Here is a 14413-nt window from a genome sequence, read left to right as displayed (position 1 = left end):
ACACTAGCGGAGACGGGAAACTGGATAAAATCACTGCAGAAATGTCGTACTACGACGAGCACGACCAGGAACGATGGGTCCCGGAACCACCCGGCAACCCCGGACGAGGCGCGTTCGAACGCGACCGCGCCCGCGTCCTGCACAGCGCCGCGCTGCGCAGGCTGGCGGCCAAGACGCAGGTCGTGGGCCCCGGCGAGACGCTCGGCGGCGGCCAGCACATCCCGCGCACCCGGCTGACGCACTCGCTCGAATGCGCCCAGGTCGGCAGGGAGATGGGCGCCACGCTCGGCGTCGACCCCGACCTGGTCGAGACCGCGTGCCTGGCCCACGACCTCGGCCATCCGCCGTTCGGGCACAACGGGGAGGTGGCGCTCAACGCGCTGGCCACCTCGTGCGGCGGCTTCGAGGGCAACGCCCAGAGCCTGCGCCTGCTCACCAGGCTGGAGGCCAAGGTCCTCACCGAAGACGGCCGCAGCGCCGGGCTCAACCTCACCAGGGCCGCCCTCGACGCCGCCGTCAAATACCCCTGGACGTGCGAGAAGTCCCCGAAGTTCGGCGTCTACCACGACGACCTGCCGGTCTTCGAGTGGATCAGGGACGGCGCCCCGGAAGGCCGGGTGAGCTTCGAGGCCCAGATCATGGACTGGGCCGACGACGTGGCCTACTCCGTCCACGACCTGGAGGACGCGCTCCACTCCGGCCACGTCACGCCCGAGGCGCTCCAGTCGCCCGTCGAGCGCGGCGCGGTGGCCCGCATCACCCGCACCTGGTACGCGCCCGGCGCCGACCTCAACGAGCTGGAGGAGGTCTTCGCCAAGCTGATCGCCGACCCGCTGTGGCCGCGCCGCTTCGAGGCGACGCTCGCCGACCTGGCCGGCCTCAAGGCGCTCACCAGCGGCCTGATCGGCCGGTTCTGCCGCTCGGCCCAGACGGCCACCAAGGAGGTCCACGGCGCCCGCCACCGCGCCGACCTCGTCGTGCCGCGCGCCACGCTGATGGAGTGCGCCCTGCTCAAGGGCGTCACCGCCCACTACGTGATGACCACCGAGGGCCACCACGCCAACCAGGCCAGGCAGCGGGAGCTGATCACCGAGCTGGCCTCGCTGATCACGCTCGGCGCCCCCGGCACGCTCGAACCCGCCTTCCGGCCCGCCTTCCTGGAGGCCCCCGACGACGCGGCCCGGGTGCGGGTCGTGATCGACCAGATCGCCTCCCTCACCGACACCTCGGCCGTGGCCTGGCACCGCCGCCTGTCGACGTGACGGCACCCCGCCGTGCCGGGGATCCAGGAGCTGATCAGGCCGGGCGTCGTCACTGACCGAAGGGGGTCGACGTCGGCTCCGTCGTGACCGGATCGTCGTCCTTGGTGTCGTCGGTCCGCGGCTTCCTGGGCTTCTTGCTGGCCTGGGGCACCTTCTTGGACTTGCACTGGACCGCGCAGCGCGGCGTCTCGCCGAGCCTGCCGCGCAGCCCCAGCGTCTCCTTGCGCGGGGAGAGCGTGCGGTTGCCGGACCGCCAGGCGTCCAGGTAGTCCCACGGCTCGACCATGCCCCGGCGGACCCACCAGTAGGCCGGGCCGGTCTTCCAGGAGATCGCGAAGTAGAGGTTGGAGCCGGTGTCGCGGGCGTTGCCGGACCTGCCCACCCGGCCGAGCAGCTGCCCGGCCTTGACGCGCACCCCTGGCCGGACGCCGGCGGCGACGGAGTCGAGGTGACCGCCGAGGTAGCGCACGCCGTCGTCGCCGATGATCGTGACGAACCTGCCCTCGCGGTCGGCGCCCTTGTCGGTGGAGGGCGTCCACCGGTTCTTGACGTTGACCTCGTCCACGACGCCGCCCACGGGAGCGACGAACGAGCAGCCCTGCGCGGCCCAGATCGTCGTCTTGGGCAGCACGAGCAGGGCGCGCTGGTAGGTGCTGGCGCAGCCCTTGACCGGGAACGCGTAGGTGAACTTCGACAGCTTGGGCGGCGGCACCTTGACCGGGTCGTCGCCCTTGGGCGGCTGCTCGGCGCCCTGGTCGGACGGGCCGGGTGAGGGGATGGTGGCGGTGACCGCCGGCGTGGGGGTGGGCGTGCTCGTGGCCGGGGCCGTGGAGGGCGACTGGGCGCTGACGCCCGCCACCCCGGTCGCCTGGGCGCAGGCGCCGGTGAGCAGCACGGCGGCGACAGCCACCCACCGTGCGATATGCCCGGAACGCATAGTTTTCCTCACCCGTGTCACCGTTTCCACCGACAACCCTCACCTTTGTAGCCGACCACGGGACTCCGCATCACCAGTTTCCCGCTTTAGCAACCCAGAGGTGACGCGCGTCTTCCCCGGCCGTCCACCGCCCGTGCCTCGCCGTTCACCGGCCGCGGCACAGCCCGCGGGGGGGCGGAACCGTCGGTCGGGCGGAATAGACTCACCGGCGTGGCTGGCCGGATCCGTGATGTCGACATCGCGCTCGTACGTGAGCGTTCACCCATCGCCGACGTGATCGGCGAACACATCCAGTTGCGCAACGCCGGAGGGGGCAACCTCAAGGGCCTGTGCCCCTTCCACGACGAGAAGAGCCCGTCCTTCAACGTCACCCCCGAGCGCGGAATGTACTTCTGCTTCGGCTGCGGCGAAGGCGGCGACGTGATCACGTTCGTCGAGAAGATCGAGCACCTGCCGTTCGGCGAGGCGGTCGAGCGGCTGGCCCAGCGGGCCGGCATCCAGCTCCAGTACGAGCAGGGCGGCTACGTCCCCAAGCGCGACCACGGCGAGCGGGCCCGGCTGATCGAGGCCCACCGGGTGGCCGCCGAGTTCTACGCCGAGAAGCTGTTCGGGCCCGACGCGGCCCCGGGGCGCCGGTTCCTGTCCGAGCGCGGGTTCGAGCGCGCCGACGCCGAGACGTTCGGCGTCGGCTACGCCCCGGCCGAGTGGGAGGCGCTGGCGCGTCACCTGATGGGGCGCGGGTTCAGCGCCGACGAGCTGGTCAAGGGCGGCCTGGCCAAGGAGGGCAGGCGCGGGCCGATCGACCGGTTCAGGGGGCGGCTGATCTGGCCGATCAGGGACGCCACGGGTGACGTGATCGGATTCGGCGCCCGCAAGTTGCTCGATTCCGACGATGGTCCGAAATATCTGAATACGCCTGACTCGCCGCTTTACAAGAAGAGCCAGGTCCTTTATGGCATTGATCTCGCCAAACGAGAGATCAGCAAGCGCGCCCAGGCGGTGATCGTCGAGGGATACACCGACGTGATGGCCTGCCATCTGGCCGGCGTGCCGACCGCGGTGGCCACCTGCGGCACGTCGTTCGGCGAGGAGCACATCAAGATCCTGCGCCGGTTCCTGCTCGACCAGGCCGAGTTCCGGGGCGAGGTCATCTTCACCTTCGACGGCGACGCGGCCGGCCAGAAGGCGGCGCTGCGGGCCTTCGCCGACGAGCAGAAGTTCGTCACGCAGACCTACGTCGCGGTGCAGAGCGACGGGCTCGACCCGTGCGACCTGCGGATCAAGCAGGGCGACGCGGCGGTGCGCGACCTCATCGCCAGCCGCGAGCCGCTGTTCCAGTTCGCCATCAGGAGCACCATCTCCCGCTACGACCTGCGCAGCAACGAGGGCAAGATCGCCGCCCTCGACGCGGCGGCGCCCATCGTGGCCGGGATCAAGGACGTCGGCCTGCGCAAGCGCTACGCCATCGACCTCGACCGCTGGCTCGGGTTCATGGACGAGCGGTTCGTCATGCAGCGCATCGGCGAGGTCGCCAACACCCAGCAGGGCCGTCCCCAGCGCGCCCCCAAGGCGGCCCCCGTCGATCCGAGCGTGCGGGTGGAGGGCGAGCTGCTCAAGCTGGCCGTCCAGCGGCCCGCGCTGCTCGGGCCGCGCTTCGACGCCCTCGACCCGCAGGCGTTCACCGCCCCCGACCACGTCGCGCTGCACAAGGTCATCCAGGCCGCCGGAGGCGCCGGCTCGGCCGGTCACGGCGGCCGTGAGTGGGTCGACCGGCTGCTGGAGCACGCCCACGACGAGGGCGCCAGGGGGCTCGTGACGAGGTTCGCGGTGGAGCCCATCCAGGCCGACGCGCACGCCGAGGAGCGTTACGCGGGGGCCATGCTGGCGGCCATCGAGGCGATCGCGGTCGACCGGGCCATCGCCCAGGTCAAGTCCCGCATGCAGCGCCTCAACCCGGTGGAGGAGCAGCAGGAGTACAACAAGCTGTTCGGCGAGCTGGTCGCGCTGGAGCAGCAGCGCCGGGTGCTGCGCGACCGCGCCGCCGGAAGCTGACCGCGGGGGCCTTTGATAACAGTTCGGCAGCGGGGGCAGGCGGTGAACCAGAGTGGTTGACCGGGGAATTCCGGCCGGCCCGCGCTGCCGTGAAGGCGCATCTCGGGCATTGCGGGCAGCGAAAGAGATACGTCCGGCCGTCATGCCTCGCCGGACGTCTGATTCCAGACCGCGTAATTGACTTTTCTTTCCTGATCAAACTCCGGCCAAACCTTTACTCGATCTCAATTCGGTAATGCTGATCGTCTTACCTTCCGCAACAAAAATGGGTCTGCCATTTGATGGAACCAATACTGCAGACTGTCTCCCGTGGGTGCATCGGTGCTGCCAAGCGGGCCGCCATCGGTAGATCAGGTGGCGGACCTCGTCGCGAAGGGAAGGGAGCGCGGAAGCGTAACCGTCGATGACGTCGCCGCCGCGCTTGACCGATCCGAGCTGCCGTCCGACGCGCTGGAACGCGTCGTGCGGATGCTCGCAGAGAACGGCGTGGAGGTCCTTGAGCCCCAGGGCGACGAGGAATCCACCCGCGCCGATGAGGAGGACGTAGGCAAGCGGGCGCCGACCAGCGATCTCGTCCGCATCTACCTGCGCGAGATCGGTCGCGTCCCCCTGCTGACCGCCGAGGAGGAGGTGGAGCTCGCCAAGTCGATCGAAGCCGGCCTGTTCGCCGAGGACAAGCTGGCCACCGGGGTCTCGCGCCTGGCCTTCCCGGAGTTCAGGGAGCTCGTCTGGCAGGGCACCAGGGCCAAACAGCGGCTCATCGAGGCCAACCTCAGGCTCGTGGTGTCGATCGCCAAGCGCTACGTCGGGCGCGGCATGCTCTTCCTCGACCTGATCCAGGAGGGCAACCTCGGGCTCATCCGGGCGGTCGAGAAGTTCGACTACACGAAGGGCTACAAGTTCTCCACCTACGCCACCTGGTGGATCAGACAGGCGATCACCCGGGCGATCGCCGACCAGGCGCGCACCATCCGCATTCCGGTGCACATGGTGGAGACCATCAACAAGCTCGTCAGAGTGCAGCGTCAGCTCCACCAGGATCTCGGCCGCGAGCCCATCCCCGAGGAGATCGCCAAGGAGATGGACCTCCCGGTCGACCGCGTGGTGGAGATCCAGCGCATCGCCCAGGAGCCGGTGTCCCTGCAGTCGCCGATCGGCGAGGAGGACTCCGACCTCGGTGACTTCATCGAGGACGCCGACGCCGTCGTGCCCATGGAGGCCGCCGCCTTCATCATGCTGCAGGACCAGCTCGACGACATCCTGGCCACGCTGTCCGACCGCGAGCAGCGCATCATCCAGCTCCGCTTCGGCCTGGCCGACGGGCATCCGCGCACGCTGGAGGAGGTGGGCAGGGAGTTCGGCGTGACGCGGGAGCGCATCCGGCAGATCGAGTCGAAGACCCTGGCCAAGCTCCGCCACCCGACGCGCGCGCAGATGCTCAAGGACTACCTGGACTGACCCTTCGACCCGCGACGGGCCCGGCGAGCGCGCCGGGCCCGTCCGCATGCCGGAGCCGGTTCTTCAGGAGCAGCCCTCGAACTGCGGTACGGCGATGTTGTCCAGGTGCAGTCCCGCCTTGCCGAACCACTTGTGCAGCAGCTTGCCCGCGGTCCCGTCCTGGTACATGTCGGTGATCGCCCGGTTCACCGCCTCGCAGCCGGGCACGTCGTCCTTGTGCAGGCCCACCCCGGTGCGCTGCTCGTTGAACTGGGCGTTGGCCAGCCGCAGCCCCGAGCCGTCCTGGTTGGCCAGGCCGGCCAGGATCACGTCGTTGGTGGTCACGGCGTCCACCTGCCTGCTCTTCAGGGCGCTCAGGCACGACGCGTAGTCCTTGAACGGCACCAGCTCGGCCGCCACGCTGCGCTCCTTCACGACCCGCTCGGCCGCGTTCGAGCCCTCCACGGCGCAGATCCGGCGGCCCTTCAGCTCCCGGACGTTGTCCACCCTGTCGTCCGGCCGCGTCAGGATGTCCTGGTAGGAGACGTGGTACGGCCCCGCGAACAGCACCTTCGCCTTACGGTCCATGCTGATCGTGTACGTCGCCAGCACCAGGTCGGCCCGCCCCTGGACCAGCACCTTCTCCCGATCGCCCGCCAGCACGGGGATCAGCTTGAAGTCCTTGCCCAGCCGCTTGGCCACGTAGCGCGCGACGTCGACGTCGAAGCCCTCGAAGGTGCCGTCCGGCTTGCGGAAGCCCACCGACGGCAGGTCGGGGCGGACCGCGATGACGAGGGAGTCCTTGTCGAGGATCGACTCCCGGTCGCCGGTCCCGCAGGCCGCGGTGACCACCGCGACCAGGGCCAGCGCCGCTACCAGTGCCCGCTTCAACGGTACTCCTTGAGTCTCGGCCACACCCCGGCGATCATCAGCAGCCCGATCCCGGCGATCGCGAACGGCAGCAGCCGCCACAGGTTGTCCAGCGCGTTCTCGCCGGCGTCGATGGCCCGGTCGAAGGTGTGCTCGTGCCGGTCGGCCAGCGCCACCAGGGACCGGTCGTAGGCGTCGAACGCGGCGGTGACCGGCCCGAGCTTGGCGGTCACGGCCTCGGCCGTCCGGCCGGCCAGCGCCAGCTCCCGGAAGGAGGTGTCGGCCTGCTGGAAGGCCTTGTACGCGTCCAGCACGCGCCCGCCCTCCACGCCGGTGAGCTCGGGCCCCAGCATGCCCAGGGCGTCCCCGGAGTCGCCGGCCACCTTCGCGTGGTACTGCGTGAGGTTGCCCGACTCGTAGTAGACGACCGACTGCGACTTGTCCAGGAACGTGTGCTCATAGGTGTCGGCGCGCTCCTTGTCCAGCAGGTACCGGCTCTGGTCGCCCTGCATGCTGTTGCTGATCGCGCGGGCCTTGGCCAGCGTCAGCACCGAGTCGAAGCCCTGTGCCTTGGCCGTGCGCAGGTCCTCCTGGTCCTGGCCGAGCACGTTCGCGCCGAGGATCAGCGAGACCGCCGTGGCCAGCGTGGCGACCAGCAGCGCCGGGCCGAACACCCGGCGGAAGCGCCGGGCCAGGAAGACCTGGAGCCAGATCAGGCAGCCCAGCGCGAGCAGCCCGGCCAGCAGCACCGCGGTCCGCAGCAGCGGGACCCAGGCGTTCTTCTCGTCGTAGGTGCTGCGGACGATCGTGCCGCTCTCCAGGGTCAGGTTGTAGGCCTGCGGCAGCAGCACCAGCCGCATCAGGTCGGTGGCCTGCCGGTAGGTGCCCACCACGTTCTCCGGCGGCGCGCCGGGCGCGTGCCGGGCCTGCTCGTTCAGCAGGAGCGCCTGCCCGGCGAGCCGTTCGTAGCGGCCGAGCCCGTCGAGCACCGACTGCACGGTCCGCCGATCGGCCGCGTTGTCGCCGGCCAGCTCGAACGCCTTCAGCAGCGCCTGGTTGGCCTCCGAACGCCGCCGCTCGTACCGGTCGACGGCGACGCGGCGCTGCTGGCCGTACTGGTCGCCCATGACCAGCGCGTTGGCGACCTGGGCGTCCATGTCGCTGAGCGCCAGGTAGAGCCCGGCGGTGGCGACGACCTGCGGTCCGGCGTCGCGGCCGATGACCTGCAGTCCGTCGCCGGCGGTCAGGCTGCCGACCCCGAGCGCCGCGAACAGCAGCGCCAGCGCCGCCACCGTCACGCCGGAGATCACGCGGATGCGGCCGGGCACGTTGCGGTGCGGCGGGGGCGCGGCTCCCGCCTGGACCAGGGGACCGGGGTTCTGCACCAGGGTCACGGGGTCCCCTCCCTGATGGTGATGACGGTCCAGGCGCCCAGGTGGATCCGGTCGCCCGGCCCGACCCTGACGGGCGTGTTGATCTCGACCGTCCTGCCGTTGACCTGGGTGCCGTTGGCCGAGCCGGGATCGACCAGCGTCCACGTGCCGTCGGGCCGGCCCAGCAGCACGGCGTGCAGGTGCGACACGCCCGGGTCCTCGGGCGGGCCGGTCAGGTCGATCTCCGGCGCCAGGTTCCTGGCCCTGCTGCGCCGCCCGATGCGCACCTGCTCGCCGACCAGCCCGAACGAGCGCTCGGGACAGTACGGCGGGAAGGCCATACGCGCCGCGTCGGGGCCGCCCTCGGCGACCACCTTCTCGTAGTAGGTGCGGTCGGCGGCCGCGACGGCCTCCCATCGCGCCCCTCGCACGGGGATCGGGACGCCGCCCCCGCCGCCGGTGAAGTCGTGGCCGCACACCTCGCAGAACTGCCCGGCGCGCGGCGTCTGGCAGACCGGGCAGGCGTCGTCACCGCCGCCGGGGGCCGCCGCCGTCGCCTGGGGCTGGGACGGGGCGGCGGTCCCGCCCATCTGCGCGCCGCAGACGTCGCAGTAGTCGTCGGAGCCGGAGGCGTGCCCCTGGGGACAGGTCGCCATCAGCCCTCGTCCTTACGCAGCCGGCTGGTGCGGACGGAACCGGTGTCCAGCTCGATCTCGTCCGCCTTGTCCACGTTCCGGCGCAACCGGGCCGTGCCGGTGGCGGGATCGACCTCCACGACCTTCTCCAGCAGCCGGGCGGTGTCCTCGCGGCCCGACTCGGCGGCCAGTTCCCTGGCCTTGGCCAGGCGCGCGGTCGCGGCCTCAACGTCGCCGGCGGCGCGGGCGCTCAGGCCGTCCTGGATGAGCTCGTGCAGCTCGGCCTGGCCGGTGTAGTGGGCGACCTTCCGGTTGATCTGTGTGGACTGCGCCAGGTCGTCGGTCCACTGGGCCAGCACGTTGCCGCTGGCCACGACGTCCTGGGTGTCGGGGCGCACCAGCTTGACCCAGCCCGCTCTGATCTCCTGGCCGATCTGGCCCGGCGGCACCTCCACGCACAGGTGGTACTCGCGTTCCTCCTGGCCCCACGAGCCGGTCGGGTAGTCGCCGGTCAGCGGGTTGACGTCGGTGCGCTTGCCGGTCAGGTCGAGCAGCGTGGGGGAGACCTGCTTGACGAACTTCAGCTTGGCCGTCTGCGGCACCCACACCCGCAGCGACAGGTCCGCCACGGTCTTGCTCATCGACGTCTGCGTCACCCGGCGGAAGAACTCGGCCAGATCACTCTGGTTCCGTACGAACTCGAACGAGCCGAGCATCGCCTCGGCGACCTTCCGCAGCTCGGCGGGCACCCAGTCGTCGCCCACGCCCAGGCTGTCGCAGACGAACTTGCCGCTCCACCCCTGCAGCACGGCCCCGAACACCTCGGGACGCTCGTTGTTCTGCCCGTCGGTCATCAGCAGCGCGTGCCTGATCGCGTTCGGGTACGCGCTCAGCAGGTGCCCGGCCAGCTTGAGCCACTCGCCGATGGCCGTGCCGCCGTGCGCGAGCAGCCGGCTGATCGCGCGCTCGGCCTCGGCCCGGGTGGCGGGTGTGGATCTGACGAGGTTGGCGTTGCCGCCGGGGTAGACGACCTTGGCCTTCTCCGTCCCGGCGATCACCGCGAAGTACACGCCGTCGCGCAGCGCGTGCACGGCCGCCGCCGCGGCCTGCCGGGCCTCACGGATCTTGCCGCCGCTCATCGAGCCGGAGGTGTCGACGATGATCACCTCGGCCGCCTCCGTGGGCGCGGCCTGGGCGAAGCCGCCGCCGGAGGAGGCCACGGTGAGGACCGCGTGCACCTCGCGGGCGTCGGTGGACAGGTACTTGTTCTGGTCGATGTTCAGCGTGAACGTGGGCTGGTCACCCATGCGTTTCTCCTAGGGGGATGAGAACGATCGTCACGTTGTCCTGGCCGCCGGAGGCCAGTGCGTGGCGCAGCATCTCGCGGGCCATGTCGAGGGGGGTTCCCGTGTGCGGGAACCGGTAGCCGTCCAGGTAGCGCCACAGCCCGTCGCTGCACACCAGCAGCAGGCCGGGCGCCCCCGGGGCGAGCGTGCGCACATGCAGCGACACCTCGCCGGAATCCGCGCCGAGCCACGCGGTGATCTCGCCGGTCGGGACCACGTCGTCCTCGGTCAGCAGCACGCCCTGCCCGGGGTCCGCGCCGGGCAGCCAGTACGCCCGCGTGTCCCCGGCCCAGCTCAGCGTGATCCCGCCGGGGCCGGCGACCGCGGCGACGTAGGTGCAGGCGGGCGCGTCGTCCACGGACGTGGCCAGCGCGGCCACGGCCTTGCCGGCCAGCTCGAACGCCTCCTGCGCGGACGTCCCCCTGGCCAGGGCGGCGCCCGCGGTCTCCACCGCCGCGGCCGAGGCCTGGTCGGCCCGCGGCGAGCTGCCGACGCCGTCGCACACGACCGTCACCACGGCGTCGCCGGTGGTCAGCAGCGCCACGGCGTCCTCGTTGCGGGCCCGCCGCAGCCCCCGGTCGGTCACGGCGGCGGCCCCGCCGTCGAGCACGGTCTCGGCGTGGTCCCGGCCGGTGGGCTGGCGCACGCCGCAGCGTTCGCAGTAGCCCTCCGGGTCCACCGCGGCCGCGCCGCAGGAGGTGCAGACGGGGGCGCCGAGCGCGTGCCCGCACCGCTCGCAGTAGACGTCCCCCTGGACGACGGGGGAGGCGCACATCGGGCAACTCTGGGCGTTCGGTACGGGTTCCATCACAGCCACGTCCTCGGTCGTACGGCGTTCGCCTCGTCGATGAGCGCGTGGCGTTCGTGGCGGGAGCCGGCCGCCACCGCGAGCTTCCTGAAGATCGACTCCAGCCGCCTGCGCAGCCCCGGTTCGGTGAAGTCCGCCTCGGCCAGCTTCGTCCCGGGCGGCGCGGGGTTGTTCTCCAGCCAGGCCAGCGCGCAGCGCAGCAACTCGGTGGTGAGCAGGTCGCGGCGGCGCGGGTCGAGGTCGACCAGGTTGGCCAGCCGCCCGGCCGCGCCGACCAGGTCGGCCGCCGACAGCGTGCTCAGGTCGGTCCGGCGGAACACCGAGGCGGCCAGCGCCACCTGCGCCGCCACCCGGTAGCTGGAGGTGGGCGGCACCTCGTCCAGGACGTTGACGCGGCCCGTCCTGGCCAGCCCGAACGCGGCGCTGACGTAGGAGTGGTCGGTCCGCCAGACGGCGTTGTACCAGTGGGCCGACTGCCTGCCCGCGCATTCCAGCGCGAACGCCAGCGCCAGCTTGGGCGCGAGCTCGCCGGGCAGCGCCGACACGCACGCGTCGAACATCGTCACCGCGGTGTCCGTCTGGCGGGTGGCCATCGCGAGCACGCCGCGGTACCAGGTCGTCCGCCAGTCGCCGGGGAGCTGACGTTCCAGCTCGGCCAGCGCCGCCGGCGTCTCGGCCGCGCCCGCCTCGGCCAGCAGCCGGGTGCGCATGAGCCGGGTCTCGGGCGTCGGCGGCATCGCCGAGAGCTGGTCGAACAGCTCCTTGCCGTCGAACCCGAGCAGGCCCGCCAGCGGGCCCGCCGCCGGGTCGAGCGGATCGACGTGCGGCACCGGCAGCTCGACCGCGACCGCGGCCGGGTCGAGCGGGCCGAACACCTCCTGGCGCGAGTCCGACAGCGCCGTCCACACGGCCGAGCGTTCGGGTCCGAACAGGGTCGAGGGCGCCGGGAAGGGCACGCCCTCCTCGGCCGCGCTGATCTCCCGCAGCACCCCGACGAGCTGCTCCTCCATCTCCCAGGCGCTCTGGAACCGGTCGGCGGGGTTGGGCGCGGTGGCCTTGCGCAGCAGCCGGGCGAACGACTCGTGCCCGCAGTCCTGCGGCAGCGGGCTGGCCACGCCGCCCTTGGCCGGGCTCCAGGACGGGATCGCCAGCACCGCCAGCGTCCTGGCCACGGTGTAGAGGTCGGAGGACACCGACGAGGGATGGGTGTCCAGCTCGGGCGCGTGGTAGCCGACCGTCGCCCAGGACGTGCCGGGCGGGGAGCCGATCGGCTGGACGGCCCCCAGGTCGATCAGCCTGAGGCGCCGGCCGACCCTGATCACGTTGGCCGGCTTGAGGTCGCAGTAGACCAGGCCGTTCTCGTGCAGGTAGCCGAAGGCGTGCAGGATCTCCCGGCCGTAGATCAGGGCCTCGCGCAGCGGCAGCGGGCCCTTGCGGCGCAGCTCGTGCAGGGACTGGCCGCCGACGTACTCCATGACGATGTAGCCGAGGCCGCCGGAGAGCTGGAAGTTGAGGATCTTGACGATGTTCGGGTGGTCGACCGTGGTGAGGAACTTGCGCTCGGCCTCGGCCGCCGCCAGCGCCTCGGCGTCGTTGGTGTTGAGCAGGCCCTTGAGGACGACCCAGCGGCCGTCCAGGTTCTCGTCGGCGGCCAGGTAGATCCAGCCGAGACCGCCGTGGGCCAGGCAGCCGAGCACCCGGTACTGCCCGGCCACCATGTCGTCCTTGCCCAGCTTCGGGGTGAACGAGTACGGCGTGCGGCAGTGCGGGCAGAACCCCTCCGTCAACCCCGGACGGCCCTGCCGGGACCGGCCCACCGGCTCCCCGCAGGCCGGGTTGGCGCAGAACCGCTTCTCCTCCGGCACCTGCGGATCGGCCATCACGGCCGTCGCCGGATCCCGGTACGGGACGGACGGCAGGTCGGCGATGCCGCCCAGCACGCCGGCCCGCGACCTGCCGCTGCTGCTCACCGGCGAGGTCAGCGACCGGCTCACCGGCTGGGTGTTCACCGGGCCCGAGAGCGGCCCCGAGAGCGGCCCCGAGATGGGCCCCGAGATGGGCCCTGACACCTGCTGGGGGACGGACACGGGCGCCGGTGGCGCGGCCGCCGCGTTGCCGCACAGGTCGCAGTAGCCGTCCTCGATGGTGCCGGTGCAGCCCGGCTGCGCGCAGCGGGTCATGGCTTACCTCCGTGTATCGCGCGCTGGTAGGTCTCGACCGCGGCGGCAGCCTCGGTCAGGTCGCAGGGAGCGGTCCACAGCAGGGATCGTGCCCGCTCGAAGCACGCGGTGGCGGCGGGGTCCTCGGCCATGCCCTTGCGTACCGCCATGGCCTGGCAGGCGCCGAGCCGGCCGCGTAACTCGTCGCGCCTGCCGACCAGCCCGTACAGGGCCTTGGCGGTGGCCCGCGCCCGGTCGGCCGCCTTCGCCGCCTCGCTCTCCACGGCCGCCAGCCGCCTGGCACGTACCACCCAGGTGTCGGCCGAGGCGTCGAGCGCGTCCAGTTCGCCGGTCAGCTCCTCGACGCGGCTGCGCGGCCGGGCCTGCGGCGGCAGGGCGATCTTGACCACCACCGCGCCGTGGGCCAGCCTGGCCTCGCTCTCGGCCGCGCGTACCCGGTCGAGGGCCGCGACCAGGTCCTCGCGGCGCCTGGCGTACTCGCGCTTGACCACGATCGCCTGGTCGACCTCTGCGCGGGCCTCGGCCAGCGCGCGGGCGACCCCGCCGAGGTCGGGGCCGACGCCCGCGCCGAGCGGGTCGGCGAGCAGGGCCGCGCGCATCCGCCGCAGTTGCGACTCCTGCGCGTCCAGGCCGGCGCTCTCGCCCAGCTCGCGTTCCAGGTCGCGGAGCTCGCGCAGCGCGCGGTCGGCGTCGTCCAGCCGGGGCAGGACGGCGTTCCAGACGGCGTCGATGTCGTTGAGCGCCGAGGTGACCTCGCGGAACGCGCCGTCCATGCGGGCCACGGTCTCGTCGAGGGTCAGCCGCTCGTCGGCCTCGGGCAGCAGCGAACGCTGCTCGACGGGCTTGGCCGCGGCCCGCAGCACCACGGACGGCCCCGAGAGCAGCCGGGTGAGCTCGTCGAGCTGCTCCGCGCCCGGCTTCGCCCGTACGGCCCTGACCTGCTCGGCCTCGCGCAGCACGGCCCGGTAGGCGTCGTTCAGCAGCCACAGCCGGGCCAGCGCGGCCTGGACGGCGGTCCAGCGCTGCCGCGTCGTCCCGTCCAGCGCCGCGCCCTTGAGCAACTGGTAGGTGGTGTGAGATTCGAGGTCGAGCAGGTCGCCGGAGATCCGGTCGCGTTCGTCGGCCCGAGCGCGCAGCGCGTACTCGGCGCCTTCCCTGCTCATGGGCGGTCCCAGACTCATCACGCTCCCCGTGAAGAGGGCCCCCGATGCCCCGGTGGTTCTACCGGATCAACGGGAGGCTTGACCGGTTGGTTCCAATGGGTAGGGGTGACCCTGACTTGTCCCTGATTCAACCCTCGGTCACCTGCAAACGGCTTAAAGGATCTCCTACCGTGGAGACATGGCACGCATCCTTCTGATCATCGCCGCGATCATCGTCGCACTGCTTCTCGTCGGCCCGCTCGTGGGTTTCGTCTTCACGCTTCTCAAGTGGGCTCTCATCATCGGCGCCGTCGTCCTCGGTGTCACGTTCGTCGCGAAGTGGGCCCAAAGGCCGTAGCTTCCGCCCGCTT

The 14413-nt window shown here is 71.7% G+C and carries 12 protein-coding genes; 4 read left to right on the top strand and 8 right to left on the bottom strand.

Annotation, left to right across the window (positions count from 1 at the left end; translation table 11 throughout):
* Positions 1 to 41 precede the first annotated feature (41 nt).
* Positions 42 to 1262: a deoxyguanosinetriphosphate triphosphohydrolase gene (locus tag ABZ815_RS04620; protein ID WP_357693935.1), complete on the top strand. Its 1221-nt coding sequence runs from the start codon at positions 42 to 44 to the stop codon at positions 1260 to 1262.
* A gap of 49 nt (positions 1263 to 1311) precedes the next feature.
* Here the strand turns inward: ABZ815_RS04620 and ABZ815_RS04615 are convergent, their stop codons facing one another.
* Positions 1312 to 2172, bottom strand: coding sequence for a M23 family metallopeptidase (locus tag ABZ815_RS04615; RefSeq protein ID WP_357693933.1), 861 nt, complete (start codon positions 2170 to 2172; stop codon positions 1312 to 1314).
* A gap of 237 nt (positions 2173 to 2409) precedes the next feature.
* Between ABZ815_RS04615 and dnaG the strand changes: the two genes are divergently transcribed.
* Both dnaG and rpoD read left to right on the top strand, forming a co-directional pair.
* Positions 2410 to 4251, top strand: coding sequence for a DNA primase (gene dnaG, locus ABZ815_RS04610; RefSeq protein WP_357693931.1), 1842 nt, complete (start codon positions 2410 to 2412; stop codon positions 4249 to 4251).
* Positions 4252 to 4572: 321 nt separating this feature from the next.
* The gene (gene rpoD / locus ABZ815_RS04605) at positions 4573 to 5709 is read left to right on the top strand and encodes an RNA polymerase sigma factor RpoD (protein WP_357694643.1); all 1137 of its coding nucleotides are present in this window, start codon (positions 4573 to 4575) and stop codon (positions 5707 to 5709) included.
* A gap of 63 nt (positions 5710 to 5772) precedes the next feature.
* Here rpoD and ABZ815_RS04600 read toward each other — a convergent pair whose 3' ends face one another.
* Genes ABZ815_RS04600 through ABZ815_RS04570 form a run of 7 tightly spaced genes read right to left on the bottom strand, consistent with a single transcriptional unit; the run spans position 5773 to position 14063 of the window.
* Positions 5773 to 6579: a transporter substrate-binding domain-containing protein gene (locus ABZ815_RS04600; RefSeq protein ID WP_357693930.1), complete on the bottom strand. Its 807-nt coding sequence runs from the start codon at positions 6577 to 6579 to the stop codon at positions 5773 to 5775.
* On the bottom strand, positions 6576 to 7952 hold the full coding sequence (locus ABZ815_RS04595; protein ID WP_357693927.1) for a hypothetical protein: 1377 nt from the start codon (positions 7950 to 7952) through the stop codon (positions 6576 to 6578). Before ABZ815_RS04595 ends, ABZ815_RS04600 begins: the two co-directional genes overlap by 4 nt.
* The gene (locus ABZ815_RS04590) at positions 7949 to 8587 is read right to left on the bottom strand and encodes an FHA domain-containing protein (RefSeq protein ID WP_357693925.1); all 639 of its coding nucleotides are present in this window, start codon (positions 8585 to 8587) and stop codon (positions 7949 to 7951) included. Before ABZ815_RS04590 ends, ABZ815_RS04595 begins: the two co-directional genes overlap by 4 nt.
* On the bottom strand, positions 8587 to 9873 hold the full coding sequence (locus tag ABZ815_RS04585) for a VWA domain-containing protein (protein WP_357693923.1): 1287 nt from the start codon (positions 9871 to 9873) through the stop codon (positions 8587 to 8589). Before ABZ815_RS04585 ends, ABZ815_RS04590 begins: the two co-directional genes overlap by 1 nt.
* Entirely contained in the window at positions 9866 to 10687 is an 822-nt protein-coding gene (locus ABZ815_RS04580; RefSeq protein ID WP_357693920.1) for a protein phosphatase 2C domain-containing protein, read from the bottom strand. The genes ABZ815_RS04585 and ABZ815_RS04580 overlap by 8 nt, the downstream gene beginning before the upstream one ends.
* Positions 10688 to 10719: 32 nt before the next feature.
* Positions 10720 to 12900 (bottom strand): tetratricopeptide repeat protein, encoded by a 2181-nt coding sequence (locus ABZ815_RS04575; RefSeq protein WP_357693918.1) that lies wholly within the window; start codon positions 12898 to 12900, stop codon positions 10720 to 10722.
* Positions 12897 to 14063: a hypothetical protein gene (locus ABZ815_RS04570; protein ID WP_357693915.1), complete on the bottom strand. Its 1167-nt coding sequence runs from the start codon at positions 14061 to 14063 to the stop codon at positions 12897 to 12899. The genes ABZ815_RS04575 and ABZ815_RS04570 overlap by 4 nt, the downstream gene beginning before the upstream one ends.
* Before the next feature lie 178 nt (positions 14064 to 14241).
* Here ABZ815_RS04570 and ABZ815_RS04565 point away from each other — a divergent pair, with 178 nt between their 5' ends.
* Positions 14242 to 14400, top strand: coding sequence for a hypothetical protein (locus ABZ815_RS04565; RefSeq protein WP_357693913.1), 159 nt, complete (start codon positions 14242 to 14244; stop codon positions 14398 to 14400).
* Positions 14401 to 14413 lie beyond the last annotated feature (13 nt).

Origin of the sequence: Nonomuraea sp. NPDC047529 (assembly GCF_040642995.1) — a bacterium.
In the GTDB taxonomy this organism is placed as follows: domain Bacteria; phylum Actinomycetota; class Actinomycetes; order Streptosporangiales; family Streptosporangiaceae; genus Nonomuraea.
This window is presented reverse-complemented; position numbering and strand designations above follow the sequence as displayed.